The sequence below is a fragment of the Arthrobacter sp. C9C5 genome, from assembly GCF_013359735.1.
Taxonomy (GTDB): domain Bacteria; phylum Actinomycetota; class Actinomycetes; order Actinomycetales; family Micrococcaceae; genus Arthrobacter.
This window is the reverse complement of the sequence record NZ_JABFMX010000011.1, coordinates 122,585-146,463: the sequence shown is the minus strand read 5'-3', so window position 1 is coordinate 146,463 and position 23,879 is coordinate 122,585. Positions and strand designations below refer to the sequence as shown.

The 23,879-nt window shown below is 69.0% G+C and carries 24 protein-coding genes; 14 read left to right on the top strand and 10 right to left on the bottom strand.

The window, feature by feature from the left end; translation table 11 throughout:
* Positions 1 to 38: 38 nt before the first annotated feature.
* Both galK and galT read right to left on the bottom strand, forming a co-directional pair.
* A complete protein-coding gene (galK, locus tag HNO80_RS10670) occupies positions 39 to 1,199 on the bottom strand; it encodes a galactokinase (RefSeq protein WP_175322829.1) in 1,161 nt (386 codons plus the stop codon).
* Positions 1,196 to 2,371, bottom strand: coding sequence for a galactose-1-phosphate uridylyltransferase (gene galT / locus HNO80_RS10665; RefSeq protein WP_175322828.1), 1,176 nt, complete (start codon positions 2,369 to 2,371; stop codon positions 1,196 to 1,198). Before galT ends, galK begins: the two co-directional genes overlap by 4 nt.
* A gap of 83 nt (positions 2,372 to 2,454) precedes the next feature.
* Between galT and HNO80_RS10660 the strand changes: the two genes are divergently transcribed.
* The 4 genes from HNO80_RS10660 to HNO80_RS10645 all read left to right on the top strand — a co-directional run bounded on the left by HNO80_RS10660 (position 2,455) and on the right by HNO80_RS10645 (position 6,759).
* Entirely contained in the window at positions 2,455 to 3,459 is a 1,005-nt protein-coding gene (locus tag HNO80_RS10660) for an aldose 1-epimerase family protein (RefSeq protein ID WP_175322827.1), read from the top strand.
* 111 nt (positions 3,460 to 3,570) lie between these two features.
* On the top strand, positions 3,571 to 4,917 hold the full coding sequence (locus HNO80_RS10655) for an AI-2E family transporter (RefSeq protein ID WP_175322826.1): 1,347 nt from the start codon (positions 3,571 to 3,573) through the stop codon (positions 4,915 to 4,917).
* 3 nt (positions 4,918 to 4,920) lie between these two features.
* Positions 4,921 to 6,159, top strand: coding sequence for a threonine ammonia-lyase (gene ilvA, locus HNO80_RS10650; RefSeq protein WP_175322825.1), 1,239 nt, complete (start codon positions 4,921 to 4,923; stop codon positions 6,157 to 6,159).
* 9 nt (positions 6,160 to 6,168) lie between these two features.
* The gene (locus HNO80_RS10645; protein WP_175322824.1) at positions 6,169 to 6,759 is read left to right on the top strand and encodes a rhomboid family intramembrane serine protease; all 591 of its coding nucleotides are present in this window, start codon (positions 6,169 to 6,171) and stop codon (positions 6,757 to 6,759) included.
* A 60-nt stretch (positions 6,760 to 6,819) separates the two neighbouring features.
* On the opposite strand, the gene greA is transcribed toward HNO80_RS10645, so the two are convergent.
* Both greA and HNO80_RS10635 read right to left on the bottom strand, forming a co-directional pair.
* Positions 6,820 to 7,314 (bottom strand): transcription elongation factor GreA, encoded by a 495-nt coding sequence (greA, locus tag HNO80_RS10640; RefSeq protein ID WP_138769984.1) that lies wholly within the window; start codon positions 7,312 to 7,314, stop codon positions 6,820 to 6,822.
* Positions 7,315 to 7,538: 224 nt separating this feature from the next.
* Positions 7,539 to 7,997: a DUF4307 domain-containing protein gene (locus HNO80_RS10635; RefSeq protein WP_175322823.1), complete on the bottom strand. Its 459-nt coding sequence runs from the start codon at positions 7,995 to 7,997 to the stop codon at positions 7,539 to 7,541.
* A 96-nt stretch (positions 7,998 to 8,093) separates the two neighbouring features.
* On the opposite strand from HNO80_RS10635, the gene mca reads away from it, so the two are divergent.
* The 4 genes from mca (at position 8,094) to HNO80_RS10615 (ending at position 12,278) form a co-directional block, all read left to right on the top strand.
* The gene (mca, locus tag HNO80_RS10630) at positions 8,094 to 8,999 is read left to right on the top strand and encodes a mycothiol conjugate amidase Mca (RefSeq protein WP_175322822.1); all 906 of its coding nucleotides are present in this window, start codon (positions 8,094 to 8,096) and stop codon (positions 8,997 to 8,999) included.
* An 81-nt stretch (positions 9,000 to 9,080) separates the two neighbouring features.
* Positions 9,081 to 9,425 carry a hypothetical protein gene (locus HNO80_RS10625; RefSeq protein ID WP_175322821.1) on the top strand — a complete coding sequence of 115 codons (345 nt, stop codon included), beginning with the start codon at positions 9,081 to 9,083 and terminating at the stop codon, positions 9,423 to 9,425.
* Positions 9,403 to 11,604 carry a thioredoxin domain-containing protein gene (locus HNO80_RS10620; protein ID WP_175322820.1) on the top strand — a complete coding sequence of 734 codons (2,202 nt, stop codon included), beginning with the start codon at positions 9,403 to 9,405 and terminating at the stop codon, positions 11,602 to 11,604. The genes HNO80_RS10625 and HNO80_RS10620 overlap by 23 nt, the downstream gene beginning before the upstream one ends.
* Positions 11,601 to 12,278, top strand: coding sequence for an HAD family hydrolase (locus HNO80_RS10615; protein ID WP_175322819.1), 678 nt, complete (start codon positions 11,601 to 11,603; stop codon positions 12,276 to 12,278). Before HNO80_RS10620 ends, HNO80_RS10615 begins: the two co-directional genes overlap by 4 nt.
* A gap of 141 nt (positions 12,279 to 12,419) precedes the next feature.
* Here the strand turns inward: HNO80_RS10615 and trhA are convergent, their stop codons facing one another.
* On the bottom strand, positions 12,420 to 13,061 hold the full coding sequence (gene trhA, locus HNO80_RS10610) for a PAQR family membrane homeostasis protein TrhA (protein ID WP_502707840.1): 642 nt from the start codon (positions 13,059 to 13,061) through the stop codon (positions 12,420 to 12,422).
* A 255-nt stretch (positions 13,062 to 13,316) separates the two neighbouring features.
* Between trhA and HNO80_RS10605 the strand changes: the two genes are divergently transcribed.
* On the top strand, positions 13,317 to 14,078 hold the full coding sequence (locus tag HNO80_RS10605; RefSeq protein WP_175322846.1) for an isoprenyl transferase: 762 nt from the start codon (positions 13,317 to 13,319) through the stop codon (positions 14,076 to 14,078).
* Between the two features lie 235 nt (positions 14,079 to 14,313).
* Entirely contained in the window at positions 14,314 to 15,756 is a 1,443-nt protein-coding gene (gene phoH2, locus HNO80_RS10600; protein WP_175322817.1) for an RNA 5'-3' helicase PhoH2, read from the top strand.
* A gap of 284 nt (positions 15,757 to 16,040) precedes the next feature.
* Here the strand turns inward: phoH2 and HNO80_RS10595 are convergent, their stop codons facing one another.
* The gene (locus tag HNO80_RS10595) at positions 16,041 to 16,691 is read right to left on the bottom strand and encodes a GNAT family N-acetyltransferase (protein ID WP_175322816.1); all 651 of its coding nucleotides are present in this window, start codon (positions 16,689 to 16,691) and stop codon (positions 16,041 to 16,043) included.
* A gap of 96 nt (positions 16,692 to 16,787) precedes the next feature.
* Between HNO80_RS10595 and HNO80_RS10590 the strand changes: the two genes are divergently transcribed.
* From HNO80_RS10590 to HNO80_RS10580, 3 genes are all read left to right on the top strand, one after another.
* A complete protein-coding gene (locus tag HNO80_RS10590; protein WP_175322815.1) occupies positions 16,788 to 17,342 on the top strand; it encodes a prepilin peptidase in 555 nt (184 codons plus the stop codon).
* Between the two features lie 9 nt (positions 17,343 to 17,351).
* Positions 17,352 to 17,822, top strand: a complete 471-nt coding sequence (locus HNO80_RS10585; protein WP_175322814.1) for an NUDIX hydrolase — start codon at positions 17,352 to 17,354, stop codon at positions 17,820 to 17,822.
* A 156-nt stretch (positions 17,823 to 17,978) separates the two neighbouring features.
* Entirely contained in the window at positions 17,979 to 18,647 is a 669-nt protein-coding gene (locus HNO80_RS10580; protein ID WP_175322813.1) for a vWA domain-containing protein, read from the top strand.
* 126 nt (positions 18,648 to 18,773) lie between these two features.
* Here HNO80_RS10580 and HNO80_RS10575 read toward each other — a convergent pair whose 3' ends face one another.
* The 3 genes from HNO80_RS10575 to HNO80_RS10565 form a co-directional block, all read right to left on the bottom strand.
* Entirely contained in the window at positions 18,774 to 20,210 is a 1,437-nt protein-coding gene (locus HNO80_RS10575; RefSeq protein WP_146335408.1) for a class II fumarate hydratase, read from the bottom strand.
* A 64-nt stretch (positions 20,211 to 20,274) separates the two neighbouring features.
* Entirely contained in the window at positions 20,275 to 20,889 is a 615-nt protein-coding gene (locus HNO80_RS10570) for a carbonic anhydrase (protein WP_175322812.1), read from the bottom strand.
* Positions 20,890 to 20,899: 10 nt separating this feature from the next.
* Positions 20,900 to 21,580, bottom strand: a complete 681-nt coding sequence (locus HNO80_RS10565; protein WP_502707839.1) for a DUF4245 domain-containing protein — start codon at positions 21,578 to 21,580, stop codon at positions 20,900 to 20,902.
* 221 nt (positions 21,581 to 21,801) lie between these two features.
* On the opposite strand from HNO80_RS10565, the gene glpX reads away from it, so the two are divergent.
* Entirely contained in the window at positions 21,802 to 22,824 is a 1,023-nt protein-coding gene (glpX, locus tag HNO80_RS10560; RefSeq protein WP_175322845.1) for a class II fructose-bisphosphatase, read from the top strand.
* Between the two features lie 2 nt (positions 22,825 to 22,826).
* On the opposite strand, the gene HNO80_RS10555 is transcribed toward glpX, so the two are convergent.
* Positions 22,827 to 23,813, bottom strand: coding sequence for a hypothetical protein (locus HNO80_RS10555; protein ID WP_175322810.1), 987 nt, complete (start codon positions 23,811 to 23,813; stop codon positions 22,827 to 22,829).
* Between the last annotated feature and the right edge of the window lie 66 nt (positions 23,814 to 23,879).

The window sequence follows — 23,879 nt, the reverse complement described above, 5'->3', positions numbered from 1 at the left end:
CGGCTTCAGGCCAGCCCCATGCCAGCATCAGGCCGGCTTCAGTCCAGCCTCCGGGCTCCCGCCGCGGGGCGCACGCGGAAGACGTCCGGAGCGGCGTAGCCGGCGCGCGCGAAGGCCCGTCCGACGTCGGCCCGCACCCGCTGCTCCGCGCCTGCCGGGGTGAGGGCGATCGCGGCGCCGCCGAAGCCGCCGCCGGTCATCCGGGCGCCGATGGCGCCGCCGGCGCGGGCTGTGTCCACCGCGAGGTTCAATTCGGGGCAGGAGATTTCGAAATCGTCCCGCATCGAGGCGTGGGAGGCGTCCAGCAGCGCGCCGATGGCCTGCGGCCCTGCGCTCTCGAGGAGTTCCACGGTCTGCAGCACGCGGTCGTTCTCGGTGACGACGTGCCGGACCCGGTGGAACGTTTCCGTGTCCAGCAGCCCGGCAGCTTCCTCGAGATCCCCGACCCCGACGTCGCGCAGCGCCCGGACGCCGAGCACGTCGGCGGCCAGCTCGCAGGACGCGCGCCGGGCCGCGTAACCACCGCCGGCGTGCGAGTGCGAGACCTTGGTGTCGATCACCAGCAGCACCAGGCCGGCTGCCTCGGCGTCGAACGGCACCAGCCGGACGCTCTGGTCCCGGCAGTCGAGGAACACGGCCCGGCCCGCGGCGCCCCGGAGCGAGGCCGACTGGTCCATGATCCCGGTGGGTGCTCCGACGAAGTCGTTCTCCGCGCGCTGGGTGGCCAGGACCATGTCCTCCGCGCTGAGCCCGGCACCGGTCAGCTCGTTGACGGCCAGGATGATGGCACATTCGATGGCATGCGAGGAGGACAGCCCGGCTCCCCGCGGCACGTCGGAGTCCAGCAGCAGGTCCAGTCCGGGGACGGCGAGGCCGCGCTGCTCCAGGGCCCAGAGCACGCCGAGCGGATACTTGGTCCAGCCCCTGGCCGTGGCGGGGTCCAGGACGCAAGCGTCCGCCGTCGTCAGCCCTTGGTTTCCGAACGTGGACAGCATCCGCAGCGTGTAGTCCTGCCGGAGTCGGACGGCCACCCGGGCGGTCCGGTCGATGGCGAACGGCAGCACGAAGCCCTCGTTGTAGTCCGTGTGTTCGCCGATCAGGTTGACCCGGCCCGGGGCCTGCCAAACGCCGTCGGGGGCAGCCCCGAAGACCTCCTCGAACCGCGACCGAAGTTCCTTGGTGCCCAGCGGGAGGTTCATAGGGTGCTGCTTTCCGTGGGGACTGCGTAACTCGTGGGGACTGCGTCGCGCAGCCGGGCCGCGACAGCCTCCGGCGTGGTGTCGTTGATGAATGCCCCCATGGCTGCCTCCGAGCCGGCCAGGTACTTGAGCTTGTCCGCGGCGCGGCGGGGCGAGGTCAGCTGCAGGTGCAGGTAGCCGGCGGGGCGGAGCAGCGTGTCCAGGGGCGCCTGCTGCCACGCGGCGATGTACGGGGTAGGGGTGGGGTAGAGGGCATCCAGGCGCCGCAGCAGGTCCAGGTACAGCTGCGCGAGTTCGTCCCTCTCTTCGCCGTCGAGGGCCGCGAGGTCGGGGACCTGCCGGTGCGGGACGAGGTGGACTTCCAGCGGCCAGCGGGCGGCGAAGGGCACGTAGGCGCTGAAGTGCCGGCCCTCAAGGACCATCCTGCTGCCGTCCGTGCGCTCGGAGCGCAGCAGCGAGCCGGTGAGCGTGTCCCGGCCGCCGGCGTCGTCGTAATGTTTCCGTGCGGCGGCGGCCAGCACAGCCGCGCGCGGCGGCAGGTAGGGGTAGGCGTAGATCTGGCCGTGCGGGTGGTGCAGCGTGACACCGATTTCCGCGCCGCGGTTCTCGAACGGGAACACCTGGCGGATCCCGGGCAGCGCGCTGAGCGCCGCAGTGCGGACAGCCCAGGCCTCCACCACGGTACGGGCACGTACCTCGCCGAGGCCGCCGAAGGAACCGGTATGGTCCGGCGTGAAGGAGACCACCTCGCAGCGCCCGTACGCCGGCACGCTGGTTCCCCACGCCGGCTGCGCCGGGAGCTGGCCGAGGTCGGGGCCCAGCGAGGGGAAGCGGTTTTCGAAGACGACGACGTCGTAGTCCGGCGCCGGGATTTCCGAGGGGTTGGCCGGGGCGCTCGGACACAGCGGGCACTCATCGGCCGGCGGAAGGTGCGTCCGGGACTGGCGATGGGCGGCGATCGCCACCCATTCGCCGGTCAGCGCGTCGAAGCGCAGCTCGCCGGCGGCGGCCCGTCCGTCCAGCGCCCGGCGGTCGTCGTAGGCCCGCGGCCGGCTCCGCTGCGTGGCTGCATCCCCGGCATCATCACGCTCGGCACCACGGTAGGCATCATCGAAGTAGTAGAGCTCCCGGCCGTCGGCGAGGGTGCCTTTGGTGATGCTGTTGGCGCGCATTCCATCATTCGATCAGACTTCATGAGTTTCCGGCAAAGCCCCGCCGTGTACGGGCGGGCGCCCGGTTCGGTACCGTGGTGCCCATGGACCTCCCTGCTTCCCCGGCCACCCCAGACCCTTCTGCCGCCGTCGCCTCCGCCGCCATCGCTTCCGCCGCAGGCGGACCCGACACCTCCGCCCGTCGCTACGCGAGCGGCAGGCAATACGAACTGCGCCGGGGCGATGCCCTGGCCGTGGTGACCGAACTCGCGGCCGGCCTGCGGCTCTACAGCCGTGCGGGCATCGCGCTGACCGAGAGCTACGGCGACGCCGACATCCCGCCCGGCGCCACCGGGATCACCCTGGCGCCGTGGGCAAACCGCGTGGAGGACGGTGTCTGGTACCTCAACGGGAAGAAACAGCAGCTCGATATCACCGAGGTGGCCAGAAACAACGCCAGCCACGGGCTGCTGCGGAACGCCTCCTACGAGTTGGTGGATGAATCGGAATTCTCCGTGACCCTGGAGGCGGCTGTGTTTCCGCAACACGGCTACCCGTTCCTGCTGCGGCACCGGGTGCGCTACGAACTCAACGAGGCCCTGGGGCTCACCGCGTGGCAGACGCTGATCAACGATTCCCAGGAGCCGGCCCCCTTCGTCCTCGGCGCGCACCCGTACCTGCGGCTGGGGGAGGTTCCGAGCGAGGAACTCACCGTGACCGTCAGCGGCCGCACCCGGCTGGTGACCGACGGGCGCCTGATTCCGCGCAGTACCGAGCCGGTCGCCGGCGACTTCGACCTCCGGGCGGGCCGGCTGGCCGGGGAGCTCGACATGGACTGCGCGTTCACGGACCTGGACTTCGACGGCGGCCTGGCGAGCAGTACGCTGCGTGCCGCCGACGGCCGCAGCGTAAGCCTCTGGCAGGACGAGCACTGCCGCTACGTGCACGTCTTCGTCACCGACAAGTTCCCCGGCCGGACCACGGCCGTGGCGCTCGAGCCCATGACCGGGCCGGCCAACGCCTTCAACAGCGGCGACGGCCTGCGTTGGCTGCCTGCGGGGGAGTCCTTCACCATGAGCTGGGGAATCACTGCCGAGCTGGGCTCCTAGCGGTTCACGGACCAGCGGCCTCCGCCGCCGGTCATGACGACGGCGGGAGGCGGCGGAACCGCGGCCGTGTTCCCGTTTCCTTTCCTAGCCAAGCTAGGGAATTATGGGGTAATGACGCCAGCTGATGACGCCCGCTCCGACCAGGCCGTGCCCGACGCCACCCTGCCGGGCTACGCCGACCCCGAACTCTCCGCCCCGCCCGCCGGGCAGTCTTCACCGGCGGTCGACCCGGCCGGGCTCCGTGAACGGGCCGGAGGCACGGAGCCCCGTGCCCGCAGCGACCGGGAACTGGACGAGGACATTCCCTACGGCGTACGGATTGCGGCGTCGTGGGCGTGGCGGATCGGCCTGATCCTGGTTGTGACCGGGGTGCTCGTCTGGCTGCTCAGCAAAATCAGCTTCCTCATCATCCCGGTGATGGTCGCCGCCCTGCTGGCCGGACTGCTCAGCCCCGTCACCCGCTGGCTGCGCAGGCGCCGGGTGCCCAACGGCGCCGCCGTCGCCATCACCCTGCTCGGCTTCATCGGGGTCATCGCCGGCGCGCTCGCCCTCGTGGGCCGCCAGCTCACCGCCGGCTTCGGCGAGCTCTGGAGCCAAGCGCTTACCGGCCTGCAGCAGGTCCAGACCTGGCTGGCCGACGGGCCGCTGCACCTGACGGCCGCCCAGATCGACACCTACGTCAAGGAAGGGGCCGACGCGCTGCAGAAGAACAGCAGCAGCATCCTCAGCGGCGCGCTGACCTTCGGCAGCACCGCCGGGCATTTCGCCGCCGGGCTCTTGATTGCCTTGTTCGTCACGATCTTCTTCCTGCTCGAAGGCGAACGGATCTGGGGATTCCTGGTCCGGCTGATGCCGCGGAAGGCCCGCCCGGCCGTCAACGGCGCCGGCCGGCGCGGCTGGACCTCAATGGTCAGCTACACCCGGATCCAGATGTTCGTGGCCTTCGTGGACGCCCTGGGAATCGGCGTCGGCGCCGCGATCATTGGCGTCCCGCTGGCCCTGCCGCTTGGCGTGCTGGTGTTCATCGGCTCGTTCATCCCGCTGGTCGGCGCACTCGTCACCGGCGCCGTCGCCGTGTTGCTGGCCCTTGTGGCCAACGGCCTGGTCAACGCCCTCATCATGGTGGGCATCGTGCTGCTGGTCCAGCAGTTGGAAGGCCATATCCTGCAGCCCCTGGTCATGGGCAAGGCCGTCTCGCTCCACCCGGTCGCCGTCATCCTGTCCGTCGCCGCGGGTTCCTACCTCGCCGGCATCCCGGGTGCCCTGTTCTCCGTACCGATCCTCGCCGTAGCAAACTCGGCCATTCGGTACATTGCGGCCAGAACGTGGGAACATGATGGAGAGCTGGCAGCCGCAAGCCCGCAGGGAGTTCCTGCCCTTGCAGGCGCCGGCCAGGACCCGGGTTTCAGGGAGGTCCACCGCCCTGGCGCCGACGCCGGAACCCCTAAAGGAGACTAGTTCGTGAATACCCTCGAGAGCCTGCCCGTCACGTTGGACGATGTCCTGGAGGCGCAGAAGCTGCTCGACGGGATTATTACGCGGACCCCGGTGGAGTCCTCCCGGGCGCTGGGCAGCATCGTCGGCGGCGACGTCTACTTCAAATGTGAGAACCTGCAGCGCGCCGGCTCCTTCAAGGTGCGCGGTGCCTACGTCCGTATGGCCAAGCTCTCGGCCGAGGAGAAGAAGCGCGGCGTCGTTGCGGCCTCTGCCGGCAACCACGCCCAGGGCGTGGCCGTCGCGGCGAAGGCCCTCGGCATCAAGGCCCGCATCTACATGCCGCTCGGCGTTGCCCTGCCCAAGCTTGCCGCGACGCGCAGCCACGGCGCCGAGGTGGTGCTGCACGGCCACAACGTCGACGAGGCGCTGGCCGAGGCCAAGCGCTACGCGGACGAATCGGGCGCCGTCTTTGTCCACCCCTTCGACGACGTCGACGTGGTGGCCGGCCAAGGCACCGTGGGACTGGAAATCCTCGAGCAGATCCCGAACGTGGACACCATCCTGATGGGCGTCGGCGGCGGCGGCCTGCTGGCGGGCGTCGCGGTGGCCGTGAAGGCCAGGGCCAAGGAACTCGGCCGGGAGATCCGGATCATCGGCGTGCAGGCCGAAAACGCCGCAGCCTACCCGCCCTCGCTCGCCGCCGACGCCCTCGTGCCGCTCAAGCGCGTGTCCACCATGGCGGACGGCATCGCCGTCGGCCGGCCGGGGCAGCTGCCCTTCAGCATCATCCGCGAGCTCGTCGACGACGTCGTCACCGTCAGCGAGGACGCGCTGGCCCGGGCGCTGATCTTCCTGCTGGAACGGGCCAAGATGGTGGTCGAACCGGCCGGCGCCGTGGGCGTGGCCGCCCTGATGGAAGGCAAGATCGAAAACCCCGGCACCACCGCCGTCGTGCTCTCCGGCGGCAACATCGATCCGATGCTCATGCTCAAAGTCATCCAGCGCGGCCTCTCCGCCGCCGGCCGCTACATGACCGTGCGGATGATGCTGGACGACCGGCCCGGCTCGCTCGCGACCATCGCCAGGATCATCGCCGAAAATGACGCCAACGTGACCGGACTGGACCACACCCGGGTGGGCGGCTCGATCAGCATGGGCGACGTCTCCATCACCGTCAACCTGGAAACCAAGGGCCACGAGCACTGCGAGCAGGTCCTTGGCGCGCTCCGGGCCGAAGGATTCCAGCCGATCGTGGTGCACTAGGCGGCCGCCGTGCTCGGAGCGTCCAAGGCCGAGCGGCGGGATACCCCTGCCGTCCTGGCCCGGCTGGGCCTGCTGGTGGTGGGATCCTTCGTGCTGCTGCTCTACGCGATCGAGATCGTCAACTCCCTGACGATGCATTCGCTGAACGCCACCTTCGGGCTGCGCCCGCGCTCCGCCGACGGGCTGCTGGACATCCTGACGTTCCCGTTGCTGCACGCCAACCTCGCCCACCTGCTCTCCAACACCCTGCCGCTGGTCATCTTCGGGTTCCTGGTCTTCCTGTCCGGCGTGCGGGTCTTCGCCACGGCGCTGGCCTCCAGCTGGCTCGGCTCGGGAGCGGCGGTGTGGCTGATCGGCGGGTTCAACATCACGGTGGGAGCGTCCGGGCTGGTCTTCGGGCTCTTCGCGTTCCTGCTGGTACGGGGCTTCTTCAACCGCCACTGGGGCCAGATCCTGCTCTCGGTGGTGCTCTTTTTGGCCTACGGCGGCATCCTCTTCGGCATGCTCCCCATCGTGGCGGGCTACGTCTCCTGGCAGGCGCACCTGGGCGGGGCCGCCGGTGGCGTCATCGCGGCTCTGCTACTGAGCCGGCGCCGGTAGTTAAACGGCGACGCCGGCCCTCCCGTTGCAGGGGAGGGCCGGCGTCGAGCGCTGGTGCTGTTAGCCGACGTACGGCTTGGCGGAGATGATCTCCACCGTGATGTCCTTGCCGTTCGGGGCGGTGTAGCTGAGCTTGTCGCCTTCCTTGTGGCCGACGATGGCGGACCCCAGCGGGGACTTCTCGCTGAAGACGTCCAGCTCGGAGTCGCCAGCGATTTCGCGCGAGCCCAGCAGGAACGTCTCTTCGTCCCCGGCGATCTTCGCGACGACGATCATGCCGGCCTCGACAATGCCGTCGTCGGCAGCGGCCTCGCCCACGTGCGCATCGCGGAGCAGCACGGTCAACTGGCGGATGCGGGCCTCGATCTTGCCCTGCTCTTCCTTGGCCGCGTGGTAGCCGCCGTTCTCCTTGAGGTCGCCTTCCTGGCGGGCAGCTTCGATCTTCTGAACGATGTCTGCACGGCCGGCGCCGGAGAGGTGGTCCAGCTCTGCCTTCAGGCGGTCAAAAGCTTCCTGGGTAAGCCAAGCTGCAGTTGCGCTGTTGGTGGTCGACACGGACTTCTCCTTTTGATGGTCAAACAAGCTGGTCAAACAAGCAAAGACCCCGCCACGGTGGCCACTTATGGATCTCAGTAACCAGCTCAGCGGGGCAGGGGTATTGATCTATTGTAGTCAATGCTGTGGATAAACCCAAGAACCGCTGCGGCGCAGATCACACTGTGTTACGCATTGAGCCCTGCCGGAGCCCCGGTTCCAGGCCCGATTCCTCCCGGGGGCGGCTACTTCGCGGCGTCCGGAATCCAGCAGTTGTCCACGACGGCGGACACGGACTGCGATTCGGTGCGGATCGTCACCCGGTGCACGGTGGTGCGGCCGCCGTCGGCGCCGGCATCGACGGCGTTGGGACCGACGTCGACGACCTTCCAGCCGACGACGGCGAACTTGGCATCCAGGGCCTTGACGGCGCACTTGGCGGCCGTGGCCGGATTCTTGGTGACCTGGAAATCCGCCTCGGCCACGGTGGCGTCGGGGGTGCTGTAGCCGATGTCCTTGAAGCTGACGGATTCGGTGGCTGCCGACGTCGAAATCCAGGCCATGAAGCCGATTCCGGCCGCGAGGGCAGCAATCAGGATGTTGCGCTTGGTCCTGCCGCCCAGTGTGCGCTTTTGGCCGCCGTAGCGATTGGCTAGGCTGGTAGGTGCCGGCGCGGGCGCGGCAGGCTGCTCCTCGGAAGTCACCAGTCCAGTTTAGTGTGGATCGGGCAGGGGAATTTCCGCACCGCCGTTCCGCCCGCGCAGCACCGACCCCGCAGAAGAAAGAGGAGCCGTCCAACGATGACAGCGTCCCCCAGCCCGTCAGCCAAGCTTCGGCTGCTCGCCGTCCACGCGCACCCCGACGACGAGTCCAGCAAGGGCGCCGCGACGATGGCCATGTACGCCGCCTCCGGCGTCGAAGTCATGGTGGCCACCTGCACCGACGGCTCCCGCGGCGACATCCAGAACCCGGCGATGGAGAGTGCGCCGCACCCCAAGCGGGACATGGCGGGCGCCCGCCGGCTGGAGATGGACAACGCCGCCAAGGTCCTCGGAATCCGCCAGCGCTGGCTGGGCTTCGTCGACTCCGGCCTGCCCGAAGGCGACCCGCTGCCGCCGCTTCCGGTCGGCTCGTTTGCCACGCTGCCGCTGGAGCGGGCCGCCGCCCCGCTGGTCCGGTTGGTCCGCGACTTCAAGCCGCAAGTCATCCTTAGCTATGACGAGAACGGCGGCTATCCGCACCCGGACCACATCATGGCGCACCGGGTCGCCGTCGAGGCTTTCGAGGCCGCCGGCGACCCGGCACGCTACCCCGGAACCGGGGAGGCCTGGGAACCCAGCAAGCTCTATTACGACCGTGCGTTCAGTCCCGAACGCTTCCGCGCCCTGCACTACGCCCTCGAGGAAGCCGGCCTGCAGTCGCCGTATGCCGAGCGGCTCGCGGCCTGGCTTGAGGCGGACGCGGAAGGGCACACCCCGCCCGCGCCCACGCACCCCACCACCACCCAGATAGAGTGCGGGGATTTCTTCGAGGCACGCGACGACGCCCTGCGCTCGCACCGCACCCAGATCGACCCGGAAGGCTTCTTCTTCGCGGTAACGCCGGCGATGCAGCGGCAGACCTGGCCGTGGGAGGACTACTCGCTGATCAAGACCCGGGTCCCCGCCGACGTGCCCGAGACGGACTTCTTTGCCGGGCTAAGATAGTTCCAGCAGGGACTTCTATGCCGCGTAGAAGAGTGGTACCGGAAGACCCGCAAAAGACGCTCCCCACAGAAGGTTTCCACCGTGCATTCCTTGCTCATCGCCCTGGCGACTTCCCCGGCGCCGACACCGACGCCGTCGCTGCGCCCGGGACTCGACCAGGACCAGGTCACCCCGGGCCTGCTGGGTTTCCTGCTGACCGCGTTCATCGTGGTGCTTACGGCGCTGCTGATTGTGGACATGGTGCGCCGGATCCGTCGGGTCCGCTACCGGGCGCAGGTGGAGGAAGAGCGTGCCGCCGCCGAGGAAGCCGGACAGATCCAGGCCGGGCAGCCCGGGAGCGGCAGCCTGGGCGGCTACCCGCAAACCGGCGACGGCGCGGAAATCCGGCCGGAAACCAACGGTGATGCAGGATCCGGGAACCGCTGACCGCGGCCCCTCCGATGCCTCACCCGGGGCGGCCAACGCCCTGGGCGGGGAACCCTCCGCCTACCTCCGCCAGCACGCCGGCAACCCCGTGCACTGGCAGCCCTTCGGCGATGAAGCCTTTGCGTTCGCCGCGGCCCGGGACGTTCCGGTGTTCCTGTCGATCGGCTACGCCGCCTGCCACTGGTGCCATGTCATGGCCGGCGAGTCCTTCGAAGACCAGGACACCGCCGACTTCCTGAACGCCAACTTCGTCGCCGTGAAGGTGGACCGGGAGGAACGCCCCGACGTCGACGCCGTCTACATGGCCGCCACGCAGGCCATCAGCGGCGAGGGCGGCTGGCCGATGTCAGTCTTCCTGCTGCCTGACGGCCGGGCCTTCCACGCCGGCACCTACTATCCGCCCCGGCCGATGCCCGGCAGGCCCTCCTTCCGCCAGGTGCTGGCAGCGGTCCGCGAGGCCTGGCTGGAACGCCGCGATGCCGTCGAACAGAACGCCGCCACGCTGGCGCGCGGCATCGCCGCCGCGCAGTCCGCTTCCGCCGTCCGCTTGGACGCGCCCGCGGCCGCCCTTGACCCGGCCCTGCTTTCCGCGGCGGTGCGCGCCCTGGCCCGCTCCGAAGATGTCGCGGGAGGCTTCGGCACCGCCCCCAAATTCCCGCCGTCGGCCGTCCTGGAGTTCCTGATCCGGCACGCCGCCACAGCTTCCGACACCGCGGAGGCGGCCCGGGACGTGGCGGGCCGCACGCTCGCCGCGATGGCGCGTTCGGCACTGTTCGACCAGCTCGACGGCGGCTTTGCCCGCTACTCCGTGACGCGCGACTGGTCCGTGCCGCACTTCGAGAAGATGCTCTACGACAACGCCCAACTGCTTCGCGTCTACGTCCACTGGGTCCGGCTCGGCGGCACGGACGGGTACCCGGCCGCGGAGGCCGCCGCCGTCGCCGGCGACACCGCCGACTGGATGCTCGACTCGCTGGGTCTGTCCGGTGCGGCGGCGCAAGCTACCCAAGGCGGCGCCGAAGGCCCTGCGGCGCTGGCGTCATCCTTGGATGCGGACACCGTGGTGGGCGGGGTGCATTCCGAGGGCGCCAGCTATCTGTGGACCCCCGCGGAACTGGCGGAGCTGCTGGGGCCCGCGGACGGCGCGGCCGTGGCGCGGCTGATGCATGTCCGCGACGCTGGCACCGTGTCCGAAGCCGGGTCGCCGCTGCATCCCGGCCACGCGCTGGACGGTCCGGAAGCCGGGTTGTGGCAGCGGGCCCGGCCGCTGCTGCGGCTGGCCCGCGCGGCGCGGCCGCAGCCTGCCCGGGATGACAAGGTGGTGGCCGGCTGGAACGGGCTGGCCGTCGCGGCTTTGGCCGAGGCCAGTGCCGTGCTGGACCGCCCCGAATTGCTCGGCGCAGCCGAGCGGATCGCCGGCTACCTCGAGCGGGTGCACTGGACACCGGGTCAGGGCGGGGAGCCAGGCCGGCTGCTCCGGGTGTCCCACGATGGGTCTGCCCGCGGGATCGGCGGCCTGCTGGAGGACTACGCTTTTTGCGTGGAGGGCCTGTTCGCGCTTTACGCCGTCTCCGGGCGGACCCGCTGGTATGCCCTGGCCGAGGCCATCCTGGCGGCTGCCTGCACGCGGTTCGCGGCCGGCGGGGCGCTGCGCGACGCCGCCGGGGAATCAGCGCAGGTCCTCAACGCGCAGGGCGGCCGGGCCGGCATGGATCCCTTCGACAACGCCACCCCCAGCGGTGCGGCCGCGTTTGCCGGGGTCTTGCTGTCCTCTGCAGCGCTGTCCGGATCCTCGGAACGCCGCGCCATGGCCGGAAACATCCTGTCCTTGCTGCCGCCGCTGGCCACCAACGCACCCAGGGTGGCCGGGTGGATGCTGGCCACGGCGCAGGCCGCACTGGCGGGCCCGGTGGAAGCCGCCGTCGTCGGCACCGACACGCCGGAGCGGGCGGCGCTGCACCGCGCGCTGCTGCTCTCGCCCAGCCCGGGGCTGGTGATTGCGCTCCAGGACCCGGCGGGGGAGTCCGCCGCCGGGGGCGGGCAGGTCCCCCTGCTCCGCGGCCGCGTTGCGGGGCCGGGCGGGTCGCCGCAGGTCTACCTGTGCCGCGGCATGGTGTGCGACCTTCCGGCGGGTTCTGTCGCCGCGCTCCGTGCCCGGCTGGCTACCATGGCTGAATGAGTCTTGTCCCGGGGGACCCGGATCCCTTTGACCTGGTGGTTCTTGATTGTGACGGCGTCCTGGTGGACTCGGAGGTGATTTCGGTCCAGGTTGACCAGCGGGTCCTGGCCGACCTTGGCTGGGAGCTTGAGATCGAGGAAATCGTGCGGCGCTTCGTCGGCCGGAGCGAGGCCAACTTCATCGCCGCCGTCGAACGAGAGCTGGGCATCGAGTTGGCCGAAGGCTGGGACCGGACCTACCAGACGTGGTACCACGAGGCCTTCGAACGCGACCTTACGGCCGTCGACGGCGTGGAGGAGGCCCTGGACCGGCTCCGGCTCCCGCACTGTGTTGCCTCCAGCGGCAGCCATGCGAAGATGCAACGGACACTGGGCCGGACCGGGCTGCTGCACCGTTTCGCCGGCCGCATCTTCAGCGCCACGGAAGTGGCCAACGGCAAGCCTGCCCCGGACCTTTTCCTGCATGCGGCCGGGACGCTCGGGACCGCGCCGGAGCGCTGCGCCGTCGTCGAGGACAGCGCCTACGGGGTCCAGGCGGCACGGGCCGCGGGGATGCACGCGTTCGCCTATGCGGGCGGAATGACCCCGGCGGAATGGCTCGCGGGCCCCGGCACCACGGTCTTCCACGACATGCGCCAGCTCCCGGAGTTGATTGCCGCGGGCCGGCCCGGCTGAGGGTGGCGCCGGCGCTGGAATCCCCCCACGTTTGAAGTGGGCGCCCGGCGTGTCCGGCCTGACCGCCGGCGAGTCCCGGCGTCTGGAATTCAAAAGTGGGGGAATCCAGGCGGGCCGGCGGTCCGGGCCGGGCTGAGCCGGTCAGCCCAGGACAGCGATCGCGATCGCGATGTAGTGCGCGGCGAAGGCAAAGACCGTGAAGGCATGGAACAGCTCGTGGAAGCCGAAGTGCTCGTAGCTGAAATTCGGCTTCTTCAGCGCATAGAACACGGCGCCGGCAATGTAGAGGGCGCCACCCACGCAGATCAGCACCGCGGCGGGGGCGCTGGCGGCGAAGAAATCGGGCAGGTAGAACAAGGCCCCGCAGCCCAGGGCGATGTAGATCGGCACGTAGAGCCAGCGCGGGGCGTGGGTCCAGAGCAAGCGGAAGAGCACCCCGAGCACCGCGCCGGACCAAATCACCCACAGCAGCAGCACGGCCTTGGGCCGGTCCAGGAGCGCCCAGGCCAGCGGTGTGTAGCTGCCGGCGATCACCAGCATGATGTTTGTGTGGTCCAGCCGCTTCAGCACGATTTTGACGCCGGGGGACCAGTTCCCGCGGTGGTAGACGGCGCTGACGCCGAAGAGCAGAACACCGGTGAAGGCGTAGACCGCCGAGGCGGTCTTCAGCTCGGCGGTGGGGGCCAGGAGCACCAGCACCAGGCCTGCTGCAAAGGCCAGCGGCGCCGTGACGGTGTGGATCCAGCCGCGCCATTTCGGCTTGATCATCAGGAGTTCGGCGATCCTGACGGCGGCGTCGTCCACCGGGCTGCTTTCCCGGCCCTTGGGGCTATTTCCGCTGTGCGCGGACCGCTCGGATCCGGGCTCCGGACTGGTGCTCTCCATCCCGCCATAATAACCTACGGTCCGGTAAGTTACCCGCGGGTAACAATGTCTGCGGAGGAAATCGAGACCGCGGTGTGCGCTGTACCTGCCCTCCGGCGGGTAGCCTAGGAATGCACTGCCGTCAGACCTCAAGGAAGCCAGGTGAATCTCCGGATGGAACTGCCCGGGTTCCTGTATGGCTTCTACGAGCGCAGCCTCCAGCGGTCCCTTGACCCGGAGCGCATCCCCAAGCACATCGGGGTCATGGTTGACGGCAACAGGCGCTGGGCCCGGCAGTTCAACGCCCCCACCAGCCAGGGCCACCAGGCCGGCGCGGACAAGATCCACGAATTCCTTGGCTGGTGCCAGGAGCTCGGGATCAAAGTCGTCACGCTCTACATGCTCTCCACGGACAACATGAACCGCTCCGGCGAAGAGCTGGACCTGCTGATGGGCATCATCGCCAACACCCTGGACCGCCTCGACGAGGACGCCGACATCTCGGTGCACGCCATGGGCGCCCCGGAACTGCTGCCGGACTACCTCGCCGAGCGGCTCAACAAGCTCACGGCCCGCACCCCCGTGCACGAAAAGATCCACGTCAATGTCGCCGTCGGTTACGGCGGCCGCCGGGAAATCGTCGACGCCGTCCGCGAACTGCTGCACGACGCCGTCGCCCGCGGCGCCGACATCGGCAAGCTGGCCGACGAACTCAGCGTCGACGACATCTCGCGCTTCCTCTACACCCGCGGCCAGCCCGACCCGGACCTCGTGATCCGCACCTCCGGGGAGCAGCGGCTGTCCGGCTTCCTGATGTGGCAAAGCGCCTACAGCGAGTTCTACTTCTGCGAGGCCTTGTGGCCGGCGTTCCGCAAGGTGGACTTCCTCCGCGCGCTGCGCGACTACGCCGGCCGGCAGCGCCGCTTCGGCTCCTGACGCGGTTCATCCGGGCTTCACCTGATGTCTTCAAGAATCGCCGAAAAATAGACCGGCAACGTGCGGGCTGTGGACGTACGTTAATCCCATCAGCGGGCAAACCGCCGGCTGATCGGGGAGGCCAGTACATGGAGCGGAAGTTCGCACCGGATGTATGGGAGGCCGCGTCCGGCCTCAAGGCCGAACCGCCTCACCAATAACAAGTCCGGGCCAGCGGCCCGGGGCTGGAGTCGATGTGGCTATTTCTGCAGAATTGCCCGGCGTCATTTCCGACCAGGGCAAGAAAGCTACCTCTCGCGCCAAGCGAGCCACTTCCAAGACCGGCGCAGCGCATTCCGACGTTGCCGCCGGTCTTGCTGTTTCCGGGGAAGGAACAGCAAGCCGGGAGACCGCCCGAAGCTACGTGATCGACACCTCCGTGCTGCTCTCGGACCCGCGGGCGCTGCTGCGCTTCGCCGAACATGAAGTGATCCTGCCGATCGTCGTCATCACCGAGCTTGAAAGCAAACGGCATGACCCGGAACTGGGCTACTTCGCCCGCAAGGCGCTGCGCCTGCTCGACGACCTCCGGGTGGAGCACGGCGGCCTGGACCGCGCGATCCCGCTGGGCAACGACGGCGGCACCCTGATGGTCGAGATGAACCACATCTCCGCCGAGGTGCTGCCGGCCGGATTCCGGGGCGGCGACAACGACAGCCGGATCCTCGCCGTCGCCAAGAACCTTGCCAACGAGGGCCGCGACGTCACCGTGGTATCCAAAGACCTGCCGATGCGGGTCAAGGCCTCCGCCATGGGGCTGCTCGCCGACGAATACCGCAACGAGCTCGTCAAGGACTCCGGCTGGACCGGCATCGCCGAGATCGACGCCGCCGAGGACGAAGTGGACACGCTCTACGGCCACGAGCCCGTCTTCATCCCGGCCGCGGCCGAACTTCCGGTGAACACCGGCCTGGTGCTGCTCTCCAACCGCGGCTCCGCCCTGGGCCGGGTCGGAGCCGACAAGCAGGTCCGCCTGGTCAAGGGCGACCGGGACGTCTTCGGCCTGCACGGACGCTCGGCCGAGCAGCGGCTCGCGATCGACCTGCTGATGGACCCGTCCGTGGGCATCGTGTCCCTCGGCGGACGGGCCGGCACCGGCAAATCCGCGCTGGCCCTGTGCGCCGGCCTCGAAGCCGTCCTGGAACGCCGGGAGCACCGCAAGGTAATCGTCTTCCGGCCGCTCTACGCCGTCGGCGGCCAGGAACTCGGCTACCTGCCCGGCTCCGAGTCCGAGAAGATGAACCCCTGGGCGCAGGCCGTCTTCGACACCCTAGGCGCGTTGGTCAGCCAGGAAGTGGTGGAGGAGGTCATGGACCGCGGCATGCTCGAAGTCATGCCGCTCACGCACATCCGCGGCCGCTCACTCCACGACGCGTTCGTGATCGTGGACGAGGCGCAATCCCTCGAGAAGAACGTCCTGCTCACCGTGATGAGCCGGATCGGCCAGAACTCCAAAATCGTGCTGACCCACGACGTCGCCCAGCGCGACAACCTCCGGGTGGGACGGCACGACGGCGTGGCCGCCGTTGTCGAAACCCTCAAGGGCCACCCGCTCTTCGGCCACATCACCCTCACCCGCTCCGAGCGCTCGCCGATCGCTGCGCTGGTGACGGACATGCTCGAGGGGGCGGAGATCTAAGCCTCGCCTTCAGCTCGCTTCCTTTTGGGGCCGTGGTTGGGTTCGCCTGGCCGGGTTCGCCGTGCCACGTTCGCCGTGCCACGGCCCCTTCGCCGTCGCTTAGACACGTCCCATCGGCCCCCGGCGGTCGCTGGGCGACCTCTGGGGGCCGATGTGCCGCGATGCGCGACTACGCGAAGGACCCGCGGCGCGGCGTGTGCGAACGGTGCCTTTTGGCGAAGGACCCGCGGCGCGGCGTGTGCGTCTGTCACCTTCGCGGGGCTGCGGTGGCCCCGCCCCGCTGGCTACGCGTGGATCCCCAGGTACTTTGCTGTGGGTTCGTGGCCTTGGACTTCCAGGGTCCAGTCGGGGCGTTTGAAGGTGGCGGGGGTGAGGCGGACCCGTTGGGAGTCTTGGAGTTTGCCGCCCCAGTTGGCGCGGGTGATGCCGTTGAGCTCGTAGCCGAGGGAGCGGGAGACGCCGAGGGACTGCTGATTCCAGGCCGCCGCCTCGGACTCGGCGACTTCGGCGCCGAGCCAGTCGAAGGCGTAGAGGGCGACGGCGGCGCGCATTTCCTTGCCCAGTCCCCGGCCCTGCACGCGTCGGGTGAGCCAGGAGCCGGTGCTGACCGTCTTCAAGGTGGCGAAGTCCTTGGCCTCGACGTCCTGGCAGCCGACGAACTCGCCGTCGTGCCAGACGCCCAGCAGTAGGGTCCATTCCTGCGGCGACATATTCCCGCGGCAGCGCCAGTACCATTGCGCCATGTTCGGGCCGAGCTCCTCGGCCGGCATTTCCGTCCAAGGCCGGCTGAAGGGGCTGCGGCCTGGTTCGTGGACCCCGCTCAGGGCCGCCTGCACCGCGGCGGGGATTTCCGCGTCGCGGATGGGCCGGAGCGTGAGGCGGGGCGTGGCCAGCGAGAGGGCGAACGGGGGCCAGTAGGAGTCGGGCGCAGTCATCCCGGAAGCCTAACGTCGGCGCGCGGCGGCCGCCAGTCACACGCCAACCCCGGCGGGGAGCGGCACGGACACGGCAAAATCCAGTAGCATCCGAGGGTGATCCATCGACTCGGCGAACTTGGGGGAGACGCCCCGCTGGCCTTCTGGCTGGCGCTGCTGGCGTGCGCCCACTTCGCGGTGATGGCCGCGCGGCTGACCGTCATCGATGTCAGGCACCACCTGCTGCCCAACCGGATCATCTTTCCCTCCTACGCGGTCGCGGGCGTGCTCCTGCTGGGCGCCGCCGCGGCGCAGGCGGTGTCCGTGGCCGGAGCGTCAGCGCCGGACGGCGGGGCAGGGCTCTTCGGCGTGCCCGGGCTCCGGGTCGTGGCCGGCGGGGCCGTCCTCTGGCTGTTCTATTTCCTCCTGCGGGCTGTCTATCCGCCGGGGATGGGCTTTGGCGACGTCAAGCTCGCGGGGGTGCTGGGCATGTACCTCGGGTTCCTCGGCTGGGGGCACGTCTTTGCCGGAACGTTTGCGGCCTTCCTGTTCGGCGGACTCTGGAGTGTGGCATTGCTCGTTTCGCGGCGCGGAACGCTGAAGTCGGACATTCCGTTCGGCCCCTTCATGCTCGCCGGGACTGTGGCCGCGATGCTGCTGCCCGCAGGTTAGGCTGGCGGGATGGGGTTCCTGTCCGATTTTCTCGCGCAGCTTCAGGATGAATTCAGGGGTGGCCTCTGGATTCCCGGCGCCCGTGCCGTGGTGTTCGACGACGCCGGCCGGGTCCTGCTCGGCCAGCGGGCGGACAATGGCCGGTGGGGCCTGATCACCGGGATCCTAGAACCGGGCGAGGAGCCCGCACCGGGCCTGCTGCGCGAGGTCCTGGAGGAGACCGGCGTGGTTGCCGCTGCCGAAAGGCTGGTCTCGGTGGACGCCGTGGGTCCCACCACCTACCCCAACGGCGACGTCTGCCACTTCCTAACCCTGGTGTTCCGCTGCCGTTATGTCTCCGGGGAGGCCCGCGTCAACGACGACGAATCCCTCGCCGTGGGCTGGTTCCGGCCCGAAGAATTCCCCGAGCTGATGCCCGGGCATCTGGAATCGATCGAACAAGCCCGGGATCCGGACGGCGCGGCGCGCTTCCAGGGCTGACGTACGCCGCACTGCCCGCCGGGCTGCCTTGTCCGGGCCGGTCCGGACAAGGCAGGGCCGGGCAAGATTGTCACAGCCCGGCCATAGCCTGCTTCCATCCAGCTCTCTCAGCTGGCGACAGTGGCCCGGGCACGCCCGGGCCGGAAATGGGGAAGCATGACAGATTCAGCACTGACGCACGTGTATGTCCTCCTGGACCGCTCCGGTTCCATGAGCTCCATCGCCGACGACACCGTGGGAGGCTTCGCGGCTTTCGTCCGCGAGCAGCAGGCGGTGGCGGGCCGGTGCAAGCTCTCGCTGGCGCAGTTCGACGACGTCTACGAGCGGGTCTACGCCGCGGTGGACATCCGGGACGTTCCGCCGCTGGTGCTCCAGCCCCGCGGGAGCACGGCCCTGCACGACGCGATGGTCCGGCTGATCGGGGAGGCCGGCGCAGAGTTGGCAGCGCTGCCCGAACCGGAGCGCCCGGGCACCGTGCTCGTGGCCGTGCTCACCGACGGCCATGAAAATGCCTCACGCGAGGCCAGCGGTGCCATGGTCAAGGCCCTGGTCGAACGCCAGCAGCACCAGTGGGGCTGGCAGTTCACCTACCTTGGAGCCAACCAGGATGCCGTCCTGACGGCGCACGGGCTGGGCATCCGGGCCGAGGACGCCCTGACATACGCGGCCGGCAACGTGGACGCCGCCTTCTCCGGCCAGTCCGCGAAGACCAGACGGCTCCGGGAAGCCCGCATGGCCGGTGCCAGCCTGGACGAAGCCGCTGCCTACTCTGCCTACACCGCGGAGGAACGCCGCGCGGCCGGAGGAGAGCTGCCGCTGGAGTAGCACCGCCTGCCTCCGGATGGGCGCCGTGCCGGCATAACGCACGACGGCGGCCGGCACCTTCCGCTGGAAAGGTGCCGGCCGCCGTCGGATGCTGTGCCGTGCGGGCCCGGTTGACCGGGCCGGCGATTAGGCCTTGTGCGGCGGACGCGTCATGGACATGACGTCCAGGGCGGTGTCGAGCTGCTCTTCGGTCAGCTCGCCGCGCTCCAGGAAGCCCATGGCCACGACGGTCTCGCGGATGGTCAGGCCCTCGGCGACTGCCTTCTTGGCGATCTTGGCGGCGTTCTCGTAGCCGATGAACTTGTTCAGCGGCGTGACGATGGAGGGCGAGGCTTCGGCGAGGAAGCGGGCGCGCTCCACGTTGGCGGTGATGCCGTCTATCATCTTGTCCGCCATGACGCGGCTGGTGTTGGCCAGCAGCCGGACGGATTCGAGCAGGTTGGCGGCCATCACGGGGATGCCGACGTTTAGTTCGAAGGCGCCGTTGGTGCCGGACCAGGCGATGGCGGTGTCGTTGCCGATGACCTGGGCGCAGACCATGATGGAGGCCTCGCAGATGACCGGGTTGACCTTGCCGGGCATGATCGAGGAGCCGGGCTGCAGGTCCGGGATCGCGATTTCGCCGAGGCCGGTGTTCGGGCCGGAGCCCATCCAGCGCAGGTCGTTGTTGATCTTCATGAAGGAGATCGCGATGTTGCGCAGCTGGCTGGACGCTTCGATCAGGCCGTCGCGGTTGGCCTGGGCCTCGAAGTGGTCGCGGGCCTCGGTCAGCGGCAGGCCGGTGTCGGCGGCGAGGAGTTCGATGACGCGCTCCGGGAAGCCCGCCGGGGTGTTGATGCCGGTGCCGACGGCGGTGCCGCCCAGCGGGACCTCGGCGACGCGGGGGAGGGAGGCGTTGATGCGTTCGATGCCGTAGCGGACCTGTGCGGCGTAGCCGCCGAACTCCTGGCCGAGGGTGACCGGGGTGGCGTCCATCAGGTGCGTGCGGCCGGACTTCACGACGTCCTTGAACTCGGCGGCCTTGCGTTCCAGCGACTCCGCGAGGTAGCCCAGCGCCGGGATCAGGTCGTTGATCAGGGCGGACGTGGCAGCGACGTGGACCGAGGTCGGGAAGACATCGTTGGAGGACTGCGAGGCGTTGACGTGGTCGTTCGGGTGGACCACCTTGTCGCTGCCGGCTGCCTTGAGTGCGCGCGAGGCGAGCTCGGCCAGGACCTCGTTGGTGTTCATGTTCGAGGACGTTCCGGAGCCGGTCTGGAAGACGTCGATCGGGAAGTCGCCGTCGTACTTGCCGGCGGCAACCTCATCGGCGGCGTCCGCAATCGCCTGGGCCAGCTCGCCGTCGAGCACACCCAGCTCTGCGTTGGCCTGGGCTGCAGCCTTTTTGACCCGGGCGAGGGCCTCGATGTGGGCGCGCTCCAGGGTCTTGCCGGAGATCGGGAAGTTTTCGACTGCACGCTGCGTCTGGGCGCGGTACAGAGCGTTCACGGGAACGCGGACTTCGCCCATCGTGTCGTGTTCAATGCGGAACTCTTCAGTGTTCAAATCTGCTGTGGAAGTCATGGGGCTAGCTTATTCGGCCCAAGCGTCCCACCGAAAACCGTGAACCCGCGCTGAAACGAAGCTCCTAGAGCTCTCCGATTCCGGAGACGAGGTCCGCCCGGCCCTCGGCCAGGCGGTAGGCGAGCCCGATCACCGCGGCGCGGCCGCTTCCGACGGCCTCGGAAATCACTTTGGAGCTGTCCACCAGGCGCTGCGAGGTCTGTTTGACGTTCTCCACCACCATGTCGTTGACCTCGTGCTGGTCGTTGCGCAGCGACGTCAGCACCGACGGGGTGATGCGCTCGACCAGGCTGCGCATGAATCCGACCGGCATCTCCCCGGTCTCCACCGCGGTCTTGGTGGCGGTGACCGCGCCGCAGTTGTCGTGGCCAAGCACCACGATCAGCGGCACCCCGAGCACGCTGATGCTGTATTCGAGCGAGCCGAGCACGGCGTCGTCCATGACCTGGCCGGCCGTGCGGACGACGAACGCGTCGCCGAGGCCCAGGTCGAAGATGATTTCGGCGGCCAGGCGCGAGTCGGCGCAGCCGAAGATGACGGCGAACGGATGCTGGTTCTCCACAAGGGAGGATCGCCGCGATGCGTCCTGGTTCGGGTGCGAGGATTCGCCGGCGACGAAACGGTCATTGCCTTCGCGCAGGCGGCGCCAGGCGAGGGCGGGAGTCAGTGTAGTAGTCACCCTGCTTACTTTACGGCGCCGGGATGGCCTGCGGGGAACTTGTTGCCGCCGGATTACGCTCCAGCGACGTCACCACGGCCGCGGCCAGCGCGGAGAACTCCTCTAGGGATGCGGGCCCGGTCAGGATCACTGTGGTTCCGCGGTAATCGAGCACCATGCTCTTCTCGCCCTTGCCGGTGTCGCGCAGCTGCCAGTCGCGGCCGCCGGCGGTCCGCGTCCCGGTCACCGGCGCGTTTTTCGTCTGCTGCAGCAGCCAGGTCGGGTTGGCCTGCCGGGTCTGCACCAGGCCGATGAAGGACTCCTTGGGCGTCAGGTAGCCGACCTCCCAAGTGGCCACGCCACTGCCGGAGCCAGACTCCCAGCGGGCGTAGTTCGAGCGGAATGTGTCGCCGGTTTCCGGGGCTACCGGTGTGAATCCCGCCACACCCGCGGCGTTTTGCGCGATGGCGCTGACGTTGATGTCCGGACGGTACCCGTCGCTCTTGGGCGAAGGGTTCATCAAGACCACCGGCAGGAACGCGCCGATGCTCAGGGCCAGGGCGATGATCATGCCAATCACCGAGGCGTTGGCCCGCTTTGCCGCTGCGGCGCGGATGACGGGCTTGACGGGCTGTTCGCCGGCGGCGCTTTCGCCATCCGGCGTTGCCCCGACGGAGGGCGATCCGGGGGCCTCGGGCGACGTGTCCTGCAATTCATTCACCCCTCTATAGTCGCCCATTTCGGACCGATCTCACATTCGGCGGGAGGGCGCCCGCCGAATCCCGGCCGGTTCACGGTTTGGTCATTCCATGACCGATGGAGGCCACCGCGACTATGATCAGTAACAGACGAATCACCGCGGCGGTCGGAGACAGGATGCCGCGGGTTCAATGATCGCCACTCGAAGAAGAGGTTCACGTGTCACCAGCGTCCATGACCCAGAAGTACTCCACGCTTTCCCCGTCGCTCGCCGTCGGCATCGACGAGCCTGACCGCAACCTTGCCCTGGAACTGGTCCGCGTCACCGAGGCTGCGGCCATCGCCGGCGGCCACTGGGTCGGTTTCGGCGACAAAAACAAGGCCGACGGCGCCGCCGTCGACGCCATGCGCTCCTTCCTGCAGACCGTCCACTTCAACGGCGTCGTGGTCATCGGCGAAGGTGAAAAAGACGAAGCCCCCATGCTGTTCAACGGCGAGCGTGTCGGAGACGGCACCGGCCCCGAGTGCGACGTCGCCGTCGACCCGATCGACGGAACCCGGCTGACCGCCCTCGGCATCAACAACGCACTGGCCGTCCTGGCCGTGGCCGAGCGCGGTTCGATGTTCGACCCGTCCGCCGTGTTCTACATGGAGAAGCTCGTCACCGGTCCGGAAGCCGCCGACATGGTGGACCTGCGCCTGCCGGTGAAGCAAAACCTGCACCTCATCGCCAAGGCCAAAGGCGTCAAGGTCAACCAGCTCAACGTGATGATCCTGGACCGTGACCGGCACCGCCCGCTGGTCGAGGAAATCCGCGAGGCCGGCGCCCGCACGAAGTTCATCATGGACGGCGACGTCGCCGGTGCCATCGCCGCGGCCCGTGCCGGTACCGGCGTCGACGCCCTGATGGGCATCGGCGGAACGCCGGAAGGCATCGTCGCCGCCTGCGCCATCAAGTCCCTCGGCGGCGTCATCCAGGGCCGGCTCTGGCCCACCAGCGACGAAGAGAAGCAAAAGGCCATCGACGCCGGACACGACCTGGACCGCGTGCTCTCCACCAACGACCTGGTCTCCAGCGACAACTGCTACTTCGCGGCCACCGGCATCACCGACGGCGACCTGCTCAAGGGTGTCCGTTACTCCAAGGATAAGGTCCTCACCCAGTCCATCGTGATGCGCTCCAAGTCGGGCACCATCCGGTTCGTGGACGGCGAGCACCAGGCCAGCAAGTGGGAAGGCTACGCCCGCAAGAGCTAGCCTCACAACGCGCGAACGTACACTTGGGGCCCCGAATCCAGCCGATTCGGGGCCCCAAGTGTAGGTTCGGCAGGGACGCGGCGGCCGAGGGCGGCCCGGACCTTTTCGACGACGAAGGGCCGCTCGCCCTCCAGGTCCTCTTTGAAGACGCGGACTTCCTTCCAGCCGAGGCCTTCCGTGACAGCCAGCCGCCTGGTGTCGAGCTGATGCTGGTGAGGGTCGGCATGGTGGGCGCCGTCGTACTGCAGTGCGATCCGCTGCTCCGGATAGGCGGCGTCGGGCCACACACAGGCCTGGCCCCAGGTGTTGTGAATGACATGGTTCAGCACCGGCTCGCCCAGGCCGGTCCGGCCGAGGATCAGCCGCATTTTCGTTTCCTGCGGTGAGTCCGCGCCCACCCGGATGTCCGGCAATGCAGCGCGGGCGGTGCGCACTCCCCGCATGCCGGGATGGGCCGCGACCATACGTTCAAGCTCCGCCAGGGTGGCCAAGGCAGTGCGCGGAACCGGAAAGTCCGGGCCGTGCGCGACGACGATCGAGTCGCCGGCCGCCACCAGTTCGTCGGGTGAGAGCACCGCGGCAAGATCCAGCCAGGTCCGGGCCGGCGAGGTGACTCGAAGCCCGTCCACAACCACAACCTCGCCCGGCAGGAAGGTCAGGCGGTGGCCGACGACGTTCCGCCGTCGCGGTTTGCTGCTGTCACGTTCGCGGGCCACATGGATTCGCCAGTCCTCCTGAAGCCAGCCCGGCAGGCCCATGGCCCAGAAACGTCCGCCGGAATGATGCGTGATTGTCGATTCGTCGTCGAGGGCGGAGAAAGCCTTCAGGCTCTCCGCGGGGGTGTTCGCAGCCGCGGGAACCCGGATCCCACGCGACGGCAGATAGACATCCGGCCTGCGGGTCCGCTTGCGGGTGAGGCCCGCAGTCTCGGCGTCTCGGGCGGTGAAGGAGCCGGCAAGCAGTTCCGGCGGCAACGGAAGTCGGGCCATGCTTCAGTGTGCGCTGGCAGGAACCGGTCCAGCGGGTTATCCACAGCTACAGTGCAGCCACCCTGC

Excerpts from the sequence above, each read along its gene's own strand:
- HNO80_RS10580 (WP_175322813.1), top strand. The coding sequence starts at position 17,979 with ATGACAGATTCAGCACTGACGCACGTGTATGTCCTCCTGGACCGCTCC.
- galK (WP_175322829.1), bottom strand. The coding sequence starts at position 1,199 with ATGAACCTCCCGCTGGGCACCAAGGAACTTCGGTCGCGGTTCGAGGAG.
- HNO80_RS10555 (WP_175322810.1), bottom strand. The coding sequence starts at position 23,813 with ATGGCCCGACTTCCGTTGCCGCCGGAACTGCTTGCCGGCTCCTTCACC.
- HNO80_RS10595 (WP_175322816.1), bottom strand. The coding sequence starts at position 16,691 with ATGACTGCGCCCGACTCCTACTGGCCCCCGTTCGCCCTCTCGCTGGCC.
- HNO80_RS10620 (WP_175322820.1), top strand. The coding sequence starts at position 9,403 with ATGCAGGATCCGGGAACCGCTGACCGCGGCCCCTCCGATGCCTCACCC.
- glpX (WP_175322845.1), top strand. The coding sequence starts at position 21,802 with ATGACCCAGAAGTACTCCACGCTTTCCCCGTCGCTCGCCGTCGGCATC.
- HNO80_RS10615 (WP_175322819.1), top strand. The coding sequence starts at position 11,601 with ATGAGTCTTGTCCCGGGGGACCCGGATCCCTTTGACCTGGTGGTTCTT.
- mca (WP_175322822.1), top strand. The coding sequence starts at position 8,094 with ATGACAGCGTCCCCCAGCCCGTCAGCCAAGCTTCGGCTGCTCGCCGTC.
- HNO80_RS10605 (WP_175322846.1), top strand. The coding sequence starts at position 13,317 with ATGGAACTGCCCGGGTTCCTGTATGGCTTCTACGAGCGCAGCCTCCAG.
- HNO80_RS10575 (WP_146335408.1), bottom strand. The coding sequence starts at position 20,210 with ATGACTTCCACAGCAGATTTGAACACTGAAGAGTTCCGCATTGAACAC.
- galT (WP_175322828.1), bottom strand. The coding sequence starts at position 2,371 with ATGCGCGCCAACAGCATCACCAAAGGCACCCTCGCCGACGGCCGGGAG.
- HNO80_RS10585 (WP_175322814.1), top strand. The coding sequence starts at position 17,352 with ATGGGGTTCCTGTCCGATTTTCTCGCGCAGCTTCAGGATGAATTCAGG.
- HNO80_RS10655 (WP_175322826.1), top strand. The coding sequence starts at position 3,571 with ATGACGCCAGCTGATGACGCCCGCTCCGACCAGGCCGTGCCCGACGCC.
- HNO80_RS10660 (WP_175322827.1), top strand. The coding sequence starts at position 2,455 with ATGGACCTCCCTGCTTCCCCGGCCACCCCAGACCCTTCTGCCGCCGTC.